Genomic DNA, 16,350 nt, shown 5'->3' with positions numbered 1-16,350 from the left:
CTGAGAACATGACTTCTCAGGACTCAGCCCAGATCATTTCTGTTCCCAGCTACGGCACTCCCAGCGTGGATGACTCGTGCTACATCGCACCAGGCGGTCGCCTGGCCGGCGATGTGACTCTTCACGCCAACGTGGGCATCTGGTTCAACGCGGTCCTGCGTGGAGACTACGAACCGATCGTGATCGGTGAGGGCTCCAACATCCAAGACAACGTGAGTGGCCACGTCGACACCGGCTACCCCCTCATCTTGGGTAAGAACGTCTCTGTTGGACACAACGCTGTGATCCACGGCTGCACCGTGGAAGACGACTGCCTTATTGGCATGCATGCCACCGTGATGAACGGCGCCGTAATCGGGAAGGGCTCTCTGGTTGCTGCCGGCGCTTTGGTGCTCGAAGGAATGATTGTTCCTCCGGGTTCACTGGTCGCCGGTGTTCCCGCGAAGGTGCGCCGCGAACTCACCCCTGATGAGCAAGAAGCTGTGCGCAACAACGCAGCGAACTACCGCAAGCGCCTTGAGATTTACAAGGCAGAAGCAACTAGTTAGCAGCAAGCTCCGCAGCCTTGACCACGTTGGCCAAGAGCATCGCGCGCGTCATGGGACCCACTCCACCCGGGTTGGGTGAAAAGTAGCCTGCAACCTCAGCAACAGCGGGGTCCACGTCACCGGTCAGCTTGGCCTTGCCGGTCTCTGTGTTCTCCACGCGGGTAATTCCCACGTCCAACACAGCAGCACCTGGCTTGACCCACTCAGGCTTGATGAAGTGGGGAACACCCACAGCAGCAACGACAACATCAGCGCGACGAATCTCGTCTTCGATGTTCACGGTGCGAGAGTGGGTGAGCGTCACCGTTGCATCAATGCCCTTGCGGGTAAGCAGTAGCCCCAGTGGGCGGCCCACAGTCAGACCGCGGCCTACCACGGTGACGTGTTTGCCCGACAGGGGAACGTCGTAGCGCTGGAGAAGCTCCACAATTCCAGCAGGAGTGCAGGGAAGTGGCGAAGCCAGTTCTCCTTCAATGCCCATGACTAGCCGACCCAAGTTCATGGGGTGTAGGCCATCAGCATCCTTGGCAGGATCAATGAGCTCCAGTGCTGCATGCTCATCTAGGCCCTTTGGCAAAGGAAGCTGCACGATGTAACCGGTGACAGCAGGGTCAGAGTTGAGCTTCTTTATCGCTTCTTCAACATCTGCCTGAGTTGCTGTGGCAGGCAGATCAACTCGGATCGAGTTGATGCCTACTTCTGCACAGTCGCGGTGCTTGCCCGCGACATACGAACGCGATCCAGGGTCGTCGCCCACCAACAGCGTGCCCAGACCAGGGGTGATGCCCTTGGCTTTGAGAGCGGCAATACTGTCAGCGAGTTCACCCTTGACGGCAGACGCAGTTGCGATGCCGTCGAGAGTGATTGCTACCACTGCTCGAGGCCTGGGTACAGGGGGAACTTCTCGGTGAGAACCTTGACACGAGCCTTGAGAGAAGAAACATCAGCACCGGGCTTGAGGGCTTCAGCAATGACATCTGCTACCTCGGTGAACTCAGCATCGCCGAAGCCACGTGTTGCGAGGGCTGGAGTACCAATACGCAGACCCGAGGTGACCATGGGTGGACGTGGGTCGAAGGGTACCGAGTTACGGTTCACGGTGATGCCGGAAGCGTGGAGTACGTCTTCAGCCTGCTGACCATCCAGAGGAGAGTTGCGCAGGTCAACGAGAACTAGGTGAACTTCAGTTCCGCCGGTGAGCACGTCCACGCCAGCAGCCTTCATGTCGGGCTGGGTCAGGCGGTCAGCAATGATTTGAGCACCGCGAAGAGTGCGCTGCTGACGGTCCTTGAATTCAGGCTCCATCGCGAGCTTGAAGGCAGTTGCCTTGGCTGCGATGACGTGCATGAGGGGACCACCCTGCTGTCCAGGGAACACTGCAGAGTTGAGCTTCTTAGCCAGTTCTTCATCACGGCTGAGGATCAGACCGGATCTGGGACCTGCCAAGGTCTTGTGGACGGTGGTGGATACAACGTCAGCGAAAGGCACGGGGTTGGGGTGCAGGCCAGCTGCAACAAGACCTGCGAAGTGAGCCATGTCGACCCAGAGCTTGGCGCCAACTTCGTCTGCGATCTCGCGGAATGCAGCGAAGTCGAGCTGACGAGGGTATGCCGACCAACCAGCGATGATGACAGCAGGCTTGTGCTCGTGGGCAAGCTTACGAACAACATCCATGTCCACGAGGAATGTTTCAGGGTCAACACCGTAGGCCACGGGGTTGTAAACCTTGCCGGAGAAGTTCAACTTCATACCGTGAGTGAGGTGACCACCGTGTGCGAGTTCAAGACCGAGGATGGTGTCGCCAGGCTGAGCAATCGCGTGCAGCACAGCAGCGTTCGCAGTTGCACCGGAGTGAGGCTGAACGTTGGCATAAGCAGCACCGAAGAGCTTCTTTGCACGCTCGATGGCGAGGCTTTCAGCCACGTCAACGAATTCGCAACCACCGTAGTAGCGCTTGCCGGGGTAACCCTCTGCGTACTTGTTGGTCAGAACCGAACCCTGAGATTCGAGCACGGCACGAGGAACGAAGTTCTCGGACGCAATCATCTCGAGGAAGTCGCGCTGGCGACCGAGTTCGTTCTGCAGTACTGCAGCAATCTCGGGGTCAACCTCGGAGAGAGGGGCGTTGAAGGTGTTATCTGAAGACACAGTGGGCTCCTAGGGGTAGACCGGGACAAACCCGGAACAGGTTTTGTCGTTCATAGCCCAGGCGTTCGGCTAGATCCGCTCATTAATCGCTCCCTGATGGATACCCATCTCAACGCCAGTTGCGACTGTGTCAGTCTACCAAGCCTGAAGGCAATAATCTTGAAGAATGTCTGAAGCAACCCACTGGGTACTCACCTTTGTTTGTGCCGATAAACCCGGCATTGTGCACGCCGTCTCTGGTGCGATTGTTGCAGCCAACGGAAACATCACTGAGAGCCAGCAGTTCTCCAGCGATGACACCGGCACATTCTTCATGCGACTGCAGGTGGAGACCACAGCCAGCCGTGAAGAATTCGAGCTGGCACTGCAGCCCGTTACCTCGAACTACAACATGCAGTGGCGTCTCGACGTTGTCGGACGACCCCTGCGCACCCTGGTTCTTGCCACCAAGGCAGCCCACTGCCTCAATGACATCTTGTTCCGTCAGCGTGCAGGTCAGCTGCCGGTGGAGATTCCTCTGGTGCTCTCCAACCACGATGAGCTCAGCTCTTTAGCTGGCTTCTATGGCATTCCGTTTGAATCCATGGCGGTGACCACCGCAGAGCAGAAGGCGGCTTTTGAGAAGCGCCTGCTCGAAGTCGTCGAAGAGAACGACATCGAACTTGTTGTCCTTGCCCGTTACATGCAGGTGCTCTCCCCCGAGCTGTGTCAGAAGCTCGAAGGCAAGATCATCAACATTCACCACAGTTTCTTGCCTGGCTTCAAGGGCGCTAACCCCTACAAGCAGGCCCATGCTCGTGGCGTGAAGCTGATTGGTGCCACCGCACACTTCGTCACTAGCGACTTGGATGAAGGTCCCATCATTGAGCAGAACGTGGTGCGCGTTGACCACTCTCGCTCTCCTGAAGAACTGGTTGCCATTGGTCAGGACGAGGAAAGCCGCACCTTGACCCAGGCCGTCAAGTGGTTTGCTGAAGATCGCATCCTGCGCGATGGACAGCGCACGATTATTTTCAAGTAATCCTGCGGAATAAAACAGTGCGCGTGCGCATTCTCACTACAGAACCAACTTCATAGGTTCATCAAGGGAGAGCAATGAGTGAGACCACACAGCCCGTGCTGTTTATGAGCCACGGTGCTCCCATGTTGGTCGATGACGCTCGCTGGTCCAGCGAACTCGCTGGCTGGGGTCAGGCACTTGAGAAGCCCAAGCAAATCCTCATGGTCTCAGCGCACTGGGAAGAAGCCCCTGCCACCATCAGTTCCACCCGTGAAGACACCGGGCTGGTCTATGACTTCTATGGCTTCCCCAGCAAGTACTACGAGACGACCTACAACACCCCCGTTGCAACCGAGCTAGCGGCTGATGTTATGGGCGTGCTGGGTCCCGATGTCCAACAAGATCAGGGCCGTGGTTTGGACCACGGCGCCTATGTTCCGTTGACCCAGATGTATCCAGATGCAGATGTTCCCGTTCTGCAACTGTCTCTGCCAAGCCTGAACCCCGTTGATCTTTTCGAGATGGGTCGCAAGCTTGCTCCCCTAAGGGACTCAGGAACATTGATTGTCGGCTCGGGTTTCACTACCCACAACCTGCGTTGGTTCAACCCCGGTGCTGGACCTGATGGAACTCCACCTCAGGCTTCTGCCGAGTTTGATCAGTGGGCTGCGGAAGCCTTGCAAAACAAAGACATTGACGCACTGTTGAACTTCTGGGACGAGGCACCTGCTGCTCACGAAGCCCACCCACGGATTGAACACTGGGCTCCGTTGTATGTGGCATTGGGTGCTGCACTGGAGACGGGTTTGGATAACACCACTGCCGTTGAAGGCTTTTGGTATGGCCTCTCTAAACGTTCTTGGCAGTTCGACTAAATTCTTTCTACAAAGCGTAGAATTGCATTCATAAGTAATTCATAGGTTTCACATAGGGTTCCCCCAGAGAAACCTGACATCTTTATGACGTGACCATGACAGCCCCTTCTCGAACCACTCAGCCTGTACGCCGCGGCAGTGCAACTTCTGAGCGCGCACAAATAATCAAGCGCGGCTACACAGCACGACTGCGTCGCGGTGATCTTCTCGAGACCATCGTCTATTTCTCAGTTGCGATCGTTCTAGCACTCTTCCTCGCTGACGGTGGCGCTGCCTACTTCGTCAACATCAAGGACGTGACCACCGGTCTCGGTATCGTCACAGGTTTGATTGGTTCTGACCTGCTCTTGGTGATGCTCGTGCTCGCTGCACGCATCCCCGCCATTGACCGTACGTTCGGTCACGACAAGGCATTGGCTTTGCACCGCAAGCTGGGCAAGCCTGTTCTGTACTTGATCCTTGCTCACATGCTGTTGCTCATGATTGGCTACGGCATTTCTCAGGGCATCAACCCCATTGCTGAAGCTCTCGACATGATCTTTAACCAACAAGATATGTCCATTGCGTTCATCGCGATGGGTCTGCTCATCCTGGTTGTGGTGACCTCACTAGTGATTGTGCGCAAGAAGCTTTCCTATGAGTTCTGGTACATCGTGCACCTGCTCTCCTATGCAGCAATCCTGCTGGCGCTGCCCCACCAGTTCACTCAGGGAATGATGTTCGCTGATGGAACGTGGGCTCGCTGGTATTGGATGGCGCTCTATGTTGGTTCGCTCACTGCCATCACCATCTTCCGCGTCATCATCCCTGTGGCCAGCTCTCTGCGTCACGACCTGCGCATCAGCCAGGTCGTTGTTGAAGCTCCTGGTGTTGTGTCGGTCACCATGAGTGGGCGCGACCTGGATGCGTTGCGCGCACAGGGTGGACAGTTCTTCCAGTGGCGCTTCTGGTCAGCCAATATGTGGTGGGAAGCTCACCCCTTCTCCCTCTCTGCTCACCCCGATGGTCGCTCTTTGCGCATCACGGTGCGCGACTTGGGTAAGGGAAGTTCCAAGATGCTGAGCCTCAAGCCCGGCACTCGGGTCAGCTTCGAAGGTCCCTACGGTCTCTTCACGGAAGAAGCTCGCACAACCACTAAGGCAGTCTTTGTGGGCGCTGGTATTGGTATCACCCCCATTCGCGCCCTGTTGGAAGCCTCAAACTTGGCGCCCAACGAAGCCACGGTGATTTTGCGCGGGAGTGACACTACTGATGTGTATCTCTGGCAAGAGACCTACGACCTCTGTGTTGAAAAGTCTGCGTCGCTGCGCGTGCTGGTTGGTCATCGCCCCCGCGGTGTCCACACCTGGCTCACCGCCGAAGCCTATGGTCAGGGTGAATCACTGCTCACCTTAGCTCCCAAGATCAAAGAATCTGATCTCTATATTTGTGGTCCCACCCCGTGGACCGAACTCGTCATTCGAGACGCCAAGCGTCTTGGCCTCAAGGATCACCAGATCCACGCTGAAAGGTTTGATTTCTAATGCGCGCAGGTAGTGCTTTCCTCGCCGGAGTAGGTTCGGCAGCAATTGTGGCCATTGGCTGGCAGGCAGGTGTGGGAACTCTCGTTTCTGCACTCCCCCAAAGTCAGGCAGCCGCATCAGGAACTTCTTCCAGTGCGGGCACCTCGAACGCGGCCACCCCAGCTGACGCATCTAGTCAAACGGCGACCACTGCACCTGCACCCTCCGGTCCTGCAGATGGTACCTACGACGGCTCCGTGGTGAACACCCGTTTTGGCACTGTGCAGGTCCAGGCAGTCATTTCTGGGGGCCAGATCACCGACGTCATTGCGGTCAAGCTCACGGATGCTGACCGTAAGTCGGTCCAGATCAGCCAGCAGGTTGCCCCCATGCTGCGATCTGAAGTACTGACTGCCCAGTCTGCCAAGGTGGCCAATATCTCTGGTGGGACATACACAACCCAGGGTTACCTCAAGTCCCTCCAGTCAGCTCTGGACGCTGCCGGCTTCACAGGCTAACCATGGCCATTCACTCGTTCGAGACCATGGGAACCATGGTCAGCATTCGCATCGCGGATGCTGAGCTCGGCGAGCACACCACCGATGACAATGCCATCGCTGTGCTCAACGAAATCGAGCATGAGTTCGCCCGCTTGAATGAGAAATACAGCCTCTATCGAGACGACTCAGAGATTTCTGCTGTTGCCCGAGGAGATCTCTCCTTGGCAGATGCCAGCGAGGAGCTGCGGGAAGAATACTCCCGCGCCCTGGAGTGGCGGGAGAAGACGGATGGAGCTTTCACGCCCCACCGTCCCGACGGAGTCATTGACCTCTCGGGAATAATCAAAGCTGTGGCCATCGACTCAGCTGCGAAGCAGCTGACCGATGCCGGCTTTGTGAACTTCTCTGTCAACGTGGGTGGTGACCTCACTACTTCAGGCAATCAAGCAGCGGATGAATCCGGCTGGATTACCGGAATTGTGGACCCCCAGGATCGTGGCACGGTTATTGCCGCAGTGCGTTTGAATGCCGAGTTTCCTGCCATGGCTACCTCGGGTTCTGTCGAACGCGGGGAACACATATGGCTGCGCCCTGAAACCACCAAGGAATTCATTCAGGCAACGGTGATTGCCCAGGACATCATTACTGCCGATGTTTTGGCCACGGCCATTATCTCGGGCGGACAGACCTCGCTAGATCAGATCACACAAAACTTTGATGTGGCTGTAATGACCGTTGCGCCAGATGGAACCTTACAAGCCAACGCGAGGTTCCAAGAGCTCGTAGCGCGTTAAGGATCGTAATCACGTCGATTACCTCCTGGAAGCCAGCACCCACCACTGCAGGTATCAAGCCAAACGTGGCTAAGACCATCAGTATCAGGCTGAGCGAGATGCCGATCCAGATGCTTTGCAATGCAATACGAATAGTCTGCTGACCTATCTCGATTGAACGGGCTACACGATGGAGATCATCTTTCATGATGACTACATCTGCCGATTCGCTTGCTGCGGTTGAACCTCGAGCACCCATGGCCACACCCACATCGGCTGCCGCCAAGACGGGGGCGTCATTGACGCCGTCCCCGACCATCATGACTGGCCTGTCGGTTACTGCCTCAACAGCTCGAACCTTGTCTAACGGTAAACACTCGGCCTGCACATTGGTCACCCCTAAGGCTTGAGCAACATGCTCTGCGGTGACCTTTCCGTCTCCAGTGAGCATGAGGGTGTGACGGATGCCCATGGCCGCTAGCCACTTCAACGTATCTGGCGCATCGTCGCGTAGTTCGTCACGCAGTAGCAAAGCTCCAGCGTATTTTCCGTCGACTGCGACATAGACAGCTAGCTCGCCAGCAGCAATCTCCACACGTTCTGTGCTGGAATCCTGAGCTGCGATGAAGCTATATTTGCCCACCACGACTTTCTTTCCTTCGATGGTGGCGGTCAGACCAGCAGCGGTGGTCTCTGAGACATCGGTGCAGGGGTTCACAGTGAGTCCGCGCTGCTGGGCACCGACAACAATCGAGTGGGCAAGGGTGTGAGCAGAGTATTGCTCGGCAATAGCTGCTAGGCGGACAAGCTCATCTTTGTCGATGCCCGGGGCAGTAATGACACTGCTCAACACAGGCTGACCGTGGGTTAATGTTCCGGTCTTGTCAAAGGCAACGGTTTTGATCCGGGCCAACTTTTCGAGAGTGCCACCATTCTTCACAATGATGCCGTGGCGTGCAGCGCGGCTCATGCCGGCGATGAACGCCACCGGAGCAGCAATGATGAGAGGGCAGGGTGTTGCCACTACCAAAACCTCGGCAAAGTGGGTGGGATTACCACTGATAACCCACGCAGTGATTGCAAGAACATAGGCAATGATTGTGAAGGGAACCGCGTAACGATCTGCGAGGCGTACAAAAGGAGCTTTGCTTTCTGCGGCTTCTGTGACCAGTTCCACGATTCGTTGATATTGGCTATCTGCCGCAATAGCCGTGACCTCCATGCGAAACACTGCCGATCCATTGATCGAGCCGCTAATCACAGCGTCGCCCTTGTTCCGTTCGACAGGAATGCTTTCACCTGTGAGGGAGGACTCGTCGAGGGTTGCCTCACCAGTAAGCAATGTGCCATCAACTGGAATGAGTTCTCCCGGCTTCACGACAACAACATCACCGATCTTGAGCTCGGCCACGGGACAATCCTCCGTGGCGAAGAGTGCCCCCTTCTCAGCACCTGCGCTGGAATACACCTCTCGGTGAGCTATCTGGGGTGTGTTATCCAGCAATGCCGTGAGCTCACGCTTCGCTCGGGATTCGGCATAATCCTCCAGTGCTTCACCACCGGTAAACATGAGGACAATGATGATGCTCGCCCAGTATTCCCCCACCAAAACTGTGGCAATAATGGCGGTCACGGCAAGGACATCTATTCCCCAGCTGCCCTTAAGAATGGAGCGAACCATTCTTATCGATTCTTTGGCAGCTACGGCCAGGGCAAAAACACTGATGACCCAGCGGGCTGGATCTTCTAATCCCGACAGAGCCAAGATTCCACCAAGCACAGCCACCACGATCGTTGACGCGAACACGGGATATCGAAGGAAGAAGGGGCGGGGTGTTTCCATATCTTCAGCCTGTCACAGTTTGGTTAAACGAAGAATGGGCCCTAGTAGGGCCCATTCTCTGTGTTATTGCGTGAAACCTAGTTACAGGTACAGCGGTCAGCCTGAGCTACACCCTCAAGGGCCTGCTCGATGTGCTCGCCGCAACCGGTCCAGGTGGTCTTGCCGCATGAACCGCACTTGGCTGGACTACACATGTGATACCTCCGTGTTAGCGATGACCAAATGGTCAATCTGTATACCCCCTAGGGTATCTCACAAATCTGATTATTGCGAGTTGTGAAACTGAGAATACCCCGGATTTTCCTTGCCCTGCACTCAGGAAATGTTTACCAGAGCTTTACATAGAGATACTGCCCATTCTCAGGTCGGAGGAATACTCTTGAGCTATGGGGAACTACATATTAGAAGAACTCTCGGCCAAGACCATTGTCGCGGCCAACTCCCTCACGCTGAAGCCAGGCCAAGAGCAATTCGTTGCTCCCACGTCTTATGCGCTGGCCGAGTCTTACTTCAACCCCAGTACTGAATGGCCTCGTGTTGTTCTCGAGAACGACACAGTCGTGGGCTTCATTCGCGGACACTTTGATCCTGAAAGCGATCAACCTGAATTCAAATCCTGCATCTGGCGCATCGTTGTTGCCGCTGATGCACAAGGCAAGGGTGTGGGACGCTTTGCTGTTGAGGCTCTTGCTGGGGAAGCAAAGTCTCGTGGCTTCGCCACCCTCACAGTGCTCTGGGAATCAGGCTCCAAGGGCCCAGGTGACTTCTTCCACAAACTCGGCTTCGTGGACATTGGAACCTCACGCTTCGGTGAGATCATCGGAGAGCTCAAGCTCTAGTCCCAGGCTTAACGAAGAAGCCCCGGCGCACTGCGCCGGGGCTTCTCTAGTTCAGTTGAACTTAGATGCTTGCAACATCGAGGGGGATGCCAGGACCGAACGTGGTCGAGACAGCACCCTTCTGGATGTAGCGGCCCTTTGCCGATGAAGGCTTGAGGCGAACAACTTCGTCGAGAGCTGCGGTGATGTTCTCCGACAGCTGCTCAGCGGTGAACGAAGCCTTACCAACGATGAAGTGAACGTTGGAGTGCTTGTCTACCTTGAATTCGATCTTTCCGCCCTTGATGTCGTTAACAGCCTTAGCAACATCAGGAGTAACGGTTCCGGTCTTGGGGTTTGGCATCAGGTTACGAGGACCCAGTACCTTACCGAGACGACCAACCTTACCCATGAGCTCAGGAGTCGATACAGCTGCATCGAAAGCAACGTAGCCGCCGGCTACCTTCTCGATGAGCTCGTCGCCACCAACCTCGTCAGCGCCAGCTGCGAGAGCAGCTTCTGCAGCGGGACCGGTTGCGAACACGATAACGCGTGCAGTCTTACCGGTACCGTGAGGCAGCATGACGGTTCCACGAACCATCTGGTCTGCCTTACGAGGGTCAACACCGAGCTTGAGGGCTACCTCAACGGTGCTGTTGAACTTTGCGGAACCGGTTTCCTTAGCAATAGCAACTGCTTCGGTAGCGGTGTAGAACTTGCCTTCTTCGATCTTTGCGGCAGCAGCAAGGTATGCCTTTGACTTCTTAGCCATGATGTATACCCCTTAGCCCTCTACCGTGATGCCCATGGAACGTGCAGTTCCGGCAATGATCAGCTTTGCAGCTTCAATGTCATTTGCGTTGAGGTCAACCATCTTTGCTTCCGCAATGGTCTGGACCTGTGCCTGAGTGAGCTTGGCAACCTTCACAGTGTGAGGAGTACCAGAACCCTTAGCAACGCCAGCAGCCTTCTTGATCATTTCAGCTGCAGGAGGAGTCTTGAGAACGAAGTCGAATGAACGGTCTTCGTAAACGGTGATCTCAACGGGGATGATGTTTCCGCGCTGTGATTCGGTTGCTGCGTTGTATGCCTTGCAGAAATCCATGATGTTCACACCGTGCTGACCCAGAGCGGGACCAACAGGAGGAGCTGGATTCGCGGCGCCGGCCTGGATCTGAAGCTTAATCAGACCTGTGACCTTCTTTTTCGGTGCCATTTCTTTATCCTTTTGTTGAATTCGAACTCATCGGGGTTCCGATGAACTCTCCCGTGAAATCAGGCGAACCTGATTCGCGGTAATCCCCGAGACCAGCTCAGGGAAACTTTGTGATTACTGCTTGGTGACCTGGTCGAAGCTGAGCTCGACGGGGGTCTCACGCTCGAACAGCGAAACCAGCACGGTGAGCTTGCCGCTCTCGGGCTTGATTTCGTTGATGGTTCCGGGGAGGCCAGCGAACGAACCTTCCTTGATAACCACGGTCTCGCCGATTTCGAAGTCGATCTCTGCGATAGGAGTACGAGCAACAGCCTGTCCACCCTTGGCCTGAACAGCCTTGGCGGTGGGAACATCCTTGACCTCAACCAAAGGCTTCAGCATGTTGAATGCTTCCTGGAAGCGCAATGGGGTGGGGTTGTGAGCGTTACCTACGAAGCCAGTAACACCGGGGGTGTGGCGAACACACGACCAGCTGTCTTCGTTGAGGTCCATGCGCACGAGAACGTATCCGGGGATACGAACGCGGGTAACCATCTTGCGCTGGCCGTTCTTGATCTCAACAACGTCTTCCATAGGAACTTCGATCTGGAAGATGAAGTCGTTGAGCTGCATCGACGTACGACGGTTCTCAATGTTGTGCTTGACCTTGCGCTCAAAGCCTGCGTAAGAGTGAATGACGTACCACTTACCTGGCAGGGTGCGAAGCTCAGCTTCGAACGCTGCGTAGGGGTCGTCAGCAACTTCTTCTTCGTCCTCGGAAGCTACGATCGCTGCCTCAGCTTCTTCAATGGTGTCTACGTCGAGAGCGTCTTCAATTACTGCGTCAGCTTCTACGTCCACAACCACAGCTGCGTCAGTCTCGGAGAGTGCATCCAGTGCGGCCTCGAGCAGCTGCTCGTCTTCGCGCGTCGATTCAGTCACGTTGTTCCTGTCTTATCTAGAAAATCGTTTACCGCTGGTTAGCCAGCAGTGGTGGCCACGGTGGGATCACCGAATACGGTGACAACACCCCAACCGAAGATGTAGTCCATGCCAGATACGAGAGCCATCATGATGACCACGAATACCAGCACAACCAACACGTAGTTGATGAGTTCCTTACGGGTAGGTGTGACGACCTTCTTCAGCTCGCCAATCACCTGTCGAACGAAAAGGGCAAAGCGCGAGAAAGGATTGCGCTTTCCAGCACTCTCCTTCTTTGCACGAGCGACGATGTCCTCACCGGGTTCGTCGGCTACGTCTTGCGCCATTTCTTTTCCTTTCGATTTGCAGGGCGGACAGGACTCGAACCTGCAACCTGCGGTTTTGGAGACCGCTGCTCTACCAATTGAGCCACCACCCTTTGCTTCGCTCTACGTCACCGAATCACAGACTCGATTTCGTCTTCGTCATGAAGGCGCGCGAAAGCATGGCATATTGCAACCACTTCGCAATAGCTTAGGTGAGAAAGTGCCTCTCTGTAAAGCTGAGCTCAGCGCTCTATAGTGGTAACCGTGCCTGAATTGAAGCGAATTTCTTCTCGTATTTCCGCCATTGCTGAGTCAGCAACCCTCAAGGTTGATGCCAAGGCGAAAGCCCTGCAAGCTGCCGGTCGCCCCGTGATCAGCTATGCAGCCGGTGAACCTGACTTCCCCACCCCTGCTCACATCGTTGAGGCAGCGTTGGTTGCGGTCAAGGATCCGAAGAACCACCGCTACACCCCGGCAGCTGGTTTGCCCGAGCTGCGCCAGGCCATTGCAGATAAGACCAAGCGTGACAGCGGCTGGGCAGTAGACCCCAGCCAGGTCATCGTCACCAACGGTGGCAAGCAGGCTGTGTACCAAGCCTTTGCAACCCTGGTTGATCTCGGTGACGAAGTTCTCGTTCCCACCCCTTACTGGACCACCTACCCCGAAGCCATCAAGCTTGCTGGCGGCGTGCAGGTTGATGTCTTTGCTGGTGCAGACCAGGAATACAAGGTCACCGTGGAGCAGCTGGAAGCTGCCCGCACCGACAAGACCAAGCTCCTGCTGTTCGTTTCTCCTTCTAACCCCACCGGTGCTGTGTACTCCGTTGAGGAAACAAAGGCCATCGGTGAATGGGCAGAGAAGCACGGTCTGTGGATCATCGCAGACGAGATTTATCAGAACCTCACCTATGACGGAGTGAAGGCCATCTCTATCGTGGATGCTGTTCCTGCTCTGCAGGACCGCACCATCTTGGTCAACGGTGTTGCCAAGAGCTATGCCATGACCGGTTGGCGTCTGGGCTGGATGGTCGGCCCTGCCGATGCCATCAAGGCCGCTGCCAACCTGCAGTCACACCTGACGTCGAACGTCTCCAACATTTCTCAGCGTGCTGCGCTGGCAGCACTAACTGGTCCTCAGGAACCCGTTGAAGAAATGCGTCTGGCCTTCGACCGTCGTCGCAAGCTCATTGTTTCTGAACTGCGCAAGATTCCTGGCTTCGATGTTCCTATGCCTGAAGGTGCGTTCTACGCTTACTGCGACGTGACGGCACTGCTAAACAAGAAGTGGGATGGCGTCACTCCCACCAACACTCTTGAGCTGGCAGACCTGATCCTTGAAAAGGCAGAAGTTGCTGCTGTTCCTGGTGAGGCGTTCGGCCCCAGCGGTTACTTGCGCTTTAGCTATGCACTCGGCGATGGTCCCCTGCTTGAGGGTATTCAGCGCCTGCAGAAGCTCTTCGGCACGAAGTAGAACTTAGAGGCCGAGTTCGGCCATTCTGGCCTGGATCAGGTCAGTAATGAGTGCGCCGTCCACGTCCCAGTCCACGGGCACTTTGAAGAGACCCTTGGTTGTTTCGTAGGGGGCGAGACGTTCTGCAAAGTTCGTCATTGCCGCTTCGCTCCACGGAGCAAGTGACAGGTGGTTCTTGGCCGCCGACATGCCAAAGACATATTGACCCGCGATCTGAATCTGGGGAGTGTTCCAGGCGAGCTTGACCGAAGACTCAGGAAAGTTTGTGGCGATCACGTCGAGCACACGTTGCAGGGTTGCCGCCTTGGTGTCATCCAGGCTGGCGAAGTATTCGTCGAGGTTCTCGAACTTGGCCACGGCTAGACCTCCACTCCAATCAGGTTGGGCTCGGGATACAAAATGATGCCGAAGTGCGACTGTACCATCGCTTGAACATACGTGGCTAGGCCGACTACTTCTGCGGCAGTAGCACCGCCACGGTTCGTAATGGCAAGGGTGTGCTTGGTCGAGATACCTGCTTTGGAGCCAGGAACGCTGTAGCCCTTCTTGACTCCTGCATTCTCAATCAGCCAGGCAGCTGACAGCTTGACCAAGTTGGGGCCAGCGGTGCTTGCTAATGGAGGTACTTCAGCACCCAGCGGAAGCACACGGTCTTGTTCGGTCTTCTGCACGGGGAAGCGAGGAGCGTCAGCCGGAAGGTGGCGAGCAAAGTTTTCGGTGACGATGGGGTTCATAAAGAATGACCCGGCACTGGCGGTGTCAGGATCCGCAGGATCCAACACCATGCCTTTGCTGGCCCGCAGTTTCAGAACTGTCTCACGCACCTTGGCGAGCGCGACCTGAGCACCCACCTCAACACCGAGCGCAGTTGCGAGCTGGGGGAAGGCAATAGGCGCAGAAAGACTGTCCCCATAGGAAGCGAGTGTGAGCTCAACCGTGAGCACCACGCCTTCCTTCCCTTGCTTGAACACCGAGTCGCGGTAACCGAGCTTGAGTTCAGAAGCAGGAATCCAGGAGATGTCTTGGGTGTAGCGGTCGAGGAATTCGACAGCGGTCAGAACAGAAGAAAGTTCTTGACCGTAGGCACCGATGTTCTGGATAGGTGCTGCACCAGTTGATCCAGGGATACCCGAGAGTGCTTCGATACCCGCGAGGCCTTCGGAGATACTCCAGAGAACAAGCGCATCCCAGTTCTCCCCCGCGGCAACACGAACCGTGCTGTGGTTGGGAGCTTTGGAGATGTCTTGCTGGCGCTCGATACCTGTCGTAACAACGTGAATGACGGTGCCATCAAAGCCTTCGTCCGCGACGATGGTGTTGGAGCCGCCACCCAGGATCAACCAGGGCTCATTCGAGTCCCAAGTGTCGACAGCAGCTTCGATGAGTTGCTCTCGTGTGGTAACCGTGATGAGTTCGCGCGCTGGACCGCCCACCTGCATGGTGGTCAGTGTCGACAGCGGAACAGAAGTCATGCTCTAGGCGAGGTTGACGCGGACCTGGGCTTTGCCCAGCACGGTCTCATCATTGAACTTGGCGGTCAGATCAATACGAGCAATCTTGGTCTCGTCTTCGAGGGCCCCCACGGTTGCCGTGATGGTGACATCAGCGCCGGTAGCACCGTCAACGAGGACAGGGCGGGTGAAGCGCACCTGGTAGTCCACGATGCGGGCAGGGTCGCCCACCCAGTTAGATACGGGCTGCACTGCCAAGCCCATGGTGAGCATGCCGTGAGCGAGAACACCGGGCAGGCCAACGTAGACCGCAACGTCATCGCGGTAGTGAATGGGGTTGAAGTCACCCGATGCCCCGGCATAACGCACCAGATTGTCACGGGTGAGGTGGAAGTTCTCTTCGGCGACAACGTCGCCCTTAGTCAGGGAGCTGTAATCAACCATGATTAGTCCTCATCTCCTCGAACGACCAGTGTGGAGATTGCGGTGACCACATGCTTGCCGTTGGCATCCACGATGTCGGAGTCTGCAGTGACCATGTTGTGGCCGCCGAGGCTCTTCACGCTGGAGACAGTGAGGGTTGCAGTCAGTTCGTCTCCGGCAACAATGGCGCGGGTGTAGGTGAAGCGCTGTTCACCGTGGACCACACGGGAGAAGTCGATGCCTGCATCTGGCTCTGCCAGCAGCTGAGCCAGGGTTGCCTCCTGCACGACCACCGGGAATGTGGTCGGAGCAACCAGGTCTGCGTGGCCAGCAGCGCGAGCTGCGTCCACATCCAGGTTGATGGGGTTGGTGGAGAGCACAGCGCGAGAGAACTCGCGAATCTTCTCGCGCCCAACAAGATACGGGGCGGTCGGAGGGAAGACACGACCTTGCAGTTCAGGATTTACAGCCACGGCACAATTCTAGGCGTGGCCTGACGGTGTTGAGCTTAAACAAAGAACCCCAGACCATCTTTGGCCTGGGGTTCTTCTGCA

The 16,350-nt window shown here is 56.1% G+C and carries 19 protein-coding genes, 1 tRNA gene and 1 riboswitch; of the genes, 8 read left to right on the top strand and 12 right to left on the bottom strand.

Annotated elements, in window-relative coordinates; genetic code table 11:
- Positions 1-8: 8 nt before the first annotated feature.
- Positions 9-548, top strand: a complete 540-nt coding sequence (locus M2118_RS00360) for a gamma carbonic anhydrase family protein (protein ID WP_280793986.1) — start codon at positions 9-11, stop codon at positions 546-548.
- Here M2118_RS00360 and M2118_RS00355 read toward each other — a convergent pair.
- Together M2118_RS00355 and glyA are read right to left on the bottom strand one after the other, a co-directional pair.
- Complete coding sequence (locus M2118_RS00355; protein WP_280793985.1) at positions 541-1,422, bottom strand: bifunctional methylenetetrahydrofolate dehydrogenase/methenyltetrahydrofolate cyclohydrolase; 882 nt, start codon at positions 1,420-1,422, stop codon at positions 541-543. The two genes, M2118_RS00360 and M2118_RS00355, sit on opposite strands and share 8 nt — an antisense overlap.
- Positions 1,416-2,696: a serine hydroxymethyltransferase gene (gene glyA / locus M2118_RS00350; RefSeq protein WP_280793984.1), complete on the bottom strand. Its 1,281-nt coding sequence runs from the start codon at positions 2,694-2,696 to the stop codon at positions 1,416-1,418. Before glyA ends, M2118_RS00355 begins: the two co-directional genes overlap by 7 nt.
- A 48-nt stretch (positions 2,697-2,744) precedes the next feature.
- Positions 2,745-2,829, bottom strand: a riboswitch (ZMP/ZTP riboswitch).
- Positions 2,830-2,862: 33 nt separating this feature from the next.
- Here glyA and purU point away from each other — a divergent pair.
- The 5 genes from purU to M2118_RS00325 all read left to right on the top strand — a co-directional run bounded on the left by purU (position 2,863) and on the right by M2118_RS00325 (position 7,367).
- Positions 2,863-3,717 carry a formyltetrahydrofolate deformylase gene (purU, locus tag M2118_RS00345; protein ID WP_280793983.1) on the top strand — a complete coding sequence of 285 codons (855 nt, stop codon included), beginning with the start codon at positions 2,863-2,865 and terminating at the stop codon, positions 3,715-3,717.
- A 74-nt stretch (positions 3,718-3,791) separates the two neighbouring features.
- On the top strand, positions 3,792-4,571 hold the full coding sequence (locus M2118_RS00340) for a dioxygenase family protein (RefSeq protein ID WP_280793982.1): 780 nt from the start codon (positions 3,792-3,794) through the stop codon (positions 4,569-4,571).
- Between the two features lie 95 nt (positions 4,572-4,666).
- A complete protein-coding gene (locus M2118_RS00335) occupies positions 4,667-6,094 on the top strand; it encodes a ferredoxin reductase family protein (RefSeq protein ID WP_280794377.1) in 1,428 nt (475 codons plus the stop codon).
- Complete coding sequence (locus M2118_RS00330; RefSeq protein WP_280793981.1) at positions 6,094-6,591, top strand: FMN-binding protein; 498 nt, start codon at positions 6,094-6,096, stop codon at positions 6,589-6,591. Before M2118_RS00335 ends, M2118_RS00330 begins: the two co-directional genes overlap by 1 nt.
- Positions 6,592-6,593: 2 nt before the next feature.
- A complete protein-coding gene (locus M2118_RS00325; protein ID WP_280793980.1) occupies positions 6,594-7,367 on the top strand; it encodes an FAD:protein FMN transferase in 774 nt (257 codons plus the stop codon).
- On the opposite strand, the gene M2118_RS00320 is transcribed toward M2118_RS00325, so the two are convergent.
- Positions 7,276-9,189 (bottom strand): heavy metal translocating P-type ATPase, encoded by a 1,914-nt coding sequence (locus M2118_RS00320; RefSeq protein ID WP_280793979.1) that lies wholly within the window; start codon positions 9,187-9,189, stop codon positions 7,276-7,278. The two genes, M2118_RS00325 and M2118_RS00320, sit on opposite strands and share 92 nt — an antisense overlap.
- A gap of 386 nt (positions 9,190-9,575) precedes the next feature.
- Between M2118_RS00320 and M2118_RS00315 the strand changes: the two genes are divergently transcribed.
- Positions 9,576-10,028 carry a GNAT family N-acetyltransferase gene (locus tag M2118_RS00315; RefSeq protein ID WP_280793978.1) on the top strand — a complete coding sequence of 151 codons (453 nt, stop codon included), beginning with the start codon at positions 9,576-9,578 and terminating at the stop codon, positions 10,026-10,028.
- 61 nt (positions 10,029-10,089) lie between these two features.
- On the opposite strand, the gene rplA is transcribed toward M2118_RS00315, so the two are convergent.
- The 5 genes from rplA to M2118_RS00290 all read right to left on the bottom strand — a co-directional run bounded on the left by rplA (position 10,090) and on the right by M2118_RS00290 (position 12,565).
- The gene (gene rplA, locus M2118_RS00310; RefSeq protein ID WP_280793977.1) at positions 10,090-10,779 is read right to left on the bottom strand and encodes a 50S ribosomal protein L1; all 690 of its coding nucleotides are present in this window, start codon (positions 10,777-10,779) and stop codon (positions 10,090-10,092) included.
- Positions 10,780-10,791: 12 nt separating this feature from the next.
- Positions 10,792-11,223 carry a 50S ribosomal protein L11 gene (gene rplK, locus M2118_RS00305; RefSeq protein ID WP_280793976.1) on the bottom strand — a complete coding sequence of 144 codons (432 nt, stop codon included), beginning with the start codon at positions 11,221-11,223 and terminating at the stop codon, positions 10,792-10,794.
- A 114-nt stretch (positions 11,224-11,337) separates the two neighbouring features.
- Positions 11,338-12,144 carry a transcription termination/antitermination protein NusG gene (nusG, locus tag M2118_RS00300; protein WP_432418367.1) on the bottom strand — a complete coding sequence of 269 codons (807 nt, stop codon included), beginning with the start codon at positions 12,142-12,144 and terminating at the stop codon, positions 11,338-11,340.
- 38 nt (positions 12,145-12,182) lie between these two features.
- Positions 12,183-12,473, bottom strand: coding sequence for a preprotein translocase subunit SecE (secE, locus tag M2118_RS00295; RefSeq protein ID WP_280793975.1), 291 nt, complete (start codon positions 12,471-12,473; stop codon positions 12,183-12,185).
- Between the two features lie 19 nt (positions 12,474-12,492).
- A tRNA-Trp gene (locus tag M2118_RS00290) sits at positions 12,493-12,565 on the bottom strand.
- Positions 12,566-12,716: 151 nt separating this feature from the next.
- Here M2118_RS00290 and M2118_RS00285 point away from each other — a divergent pair.
- Positions 12,717-13,922: a pyridoxal phosphate-dependent aminotransferase gene (locus M2118_RS00285; protein ID WP_280793974.1), complete on the top strand. Its 1,206-nt coding sequence runs from the start codon at positions 12,717-12,719 to the stop codon at positions 13,920-13,922.
- Positions 13,923-13,925: 3 nt separating this feature from the next.
- On the opposite strand, the gene M2118_RS00280 is transcribed toward M2118_RS00285, so the two are convergent.
- From M2118_RS00280 to M2118_RS00265, 4 genes are read right to left on the bottom strand one after another with little or no spacing between them, the layout of a single operon-like run.
- Positions 13,926-14,279, bottom strand: coding sequence for an iron chaperone (locus tag M2118_RS00280; protein ID WP_280793973.1), 354 nt, complete (start codon positions 14,277-14,279; stop codon positions 13,926-13,928).
- A 2-nt stretch (positions 14,280-14,281) separates the two neighbouring features.
- Complete coding sequence (locus M2118_RS00275) at positions 14,282-15,394, bottom strand: UDP-N-acetylmuramate dehydrogenase (protein ID WP_280793972.1); 1,113 nt, start codon at positions 15,392-15,394, stop codon at positions 14,282-14,284.
- A 3-nt stretch (positions 15,395-15,397) separates the two neighbouring features.
- On the bottom strand, positions 15,398-15,817 hold the full coding sequence (locus tag M2118_RS00270; RefSeq protein WP_280793971.1) for a MaoC family dehydratase: 420 nt from the start codon (positions 15,815-15,817) through the stop codon (positions 15,398-15,400).
- A 2-nt stretch (positions 15,818-15,819) separates the two neighbouring features.
- Positions 15,820-16,269 (bottom strand): FAS1-like dehydratase domain-containing protein, encoded by a 450-nt coding sequence (locus M2118_RS00265; RefSeq protein WP_280793970.1) that lies wholly within the window; start codon positions 16,267-16,269, stop codon positions 15,820-15,822.
- Positions 16,270-16,350: the final 81 nt, after the last annotated feature.

It is taken from the genome of Aurantimicrobium minutum (assembly GCF_029892845.1).
Classification (GTDB): Bacteria; Actinomycetota; Actinomycetes; order Actinomycetales; family Microbacteriaceae; genus Aurantimicrobium; species Aurantimicrobium minutum_B.
This window is presented reverse-complemented; position numbering and strand designations above follow the sequence as displayed.

Bases quoted from the DNA above. Each gene is read 5' to 3' on its own strand.
- M2118_RS00360 (WP_280793986.1), top strand. From the start codon at position 9: ATGACTTCTCAGGACTCAGCCCAGATCATTTCTGTTCCCAGCTACGGC.
- purU (WP_280793983.1), top strand. From the start codon at position 2,863: ATGTCTGAAGCAACCCACTGGGTACTCACCTTTGTTTGTGCCGATAAA.
- M2118_RS00340 (WP_280793982.1), top strand. From the start codon at position 3,792: ATGAGTGAGACCACACAGCCCGTGCTGTTTATGAGCCACGGTGCTCCC.
- M2118_RS00335 (WP_280794377.1), top strand. From the start codon at position 4,667: ATGACAGCCCCTTCTCGAACCACTCAGCCTGTACGCCGCGGCAGTGCA.
- M2118_RS00330 (WP_280793981.1), top strand. From the start codon at position 6,094: ATGCGCGCAGGTAGTGCTTTCCTCGCCGGAGTAGGTTCGGCAGCAATT.
- M2118_RS00325 (WP_280793980.1), top strand. From the start codon at position 6,594: ATGGCCATTCACTCGTTCGAGACCATGGGAACCATGGTCAGCATTCGC.
- M2118_RS00320 (WP_280793979.1), bottom strand. From the start codon at position 9,189: ATGGAAACACCCCGCCCCTTCTTCCTTCGATATCCCGTGTTCGCGTCA.
- M2118_RS00315 (WP_280793978.1), top strand. From the start codon at position 9,576: ATGGGGAACTACATATTAGAAGAACTCTCGGCCAAGACCATTGTCGCG.
- rplA (WP_280793977.1), bottom strand. From the start codon at position 10,779: ATGGCTAAGAAGTCAAAGGCATACCTTGCTGCTGCCGCAAAGATCGAA.
- rplK (WP_280793976.1), bottom strand. From the start codon at position 11,223: ATGGCACCGAAAAAGAAGGTCACAGGTCTGATTAAGCTTCAGATCCAG.
- secE (WP_280793975.1), bottom strand. From the start codon at position 12,473: ATGGCGCAAGACGTAGCCGACGAACCCGGTGAGGACATCGTCGCTCGT.
- M2118_RS00275 (WP_280793972.1), bottom strand. From the start codon at position 15,394: ATGACTTCTGTTCCGCTGTCGACACTGACCACCATGCAGGTGGGCGGT.
- M2118_RS00270 (WP_280793971.1), bottom strand. From the start codon at position 15,817: ATGGTTGATTACAGCTCCCTGACTAAGGGCGACGTTGTCGCCGAAGAG.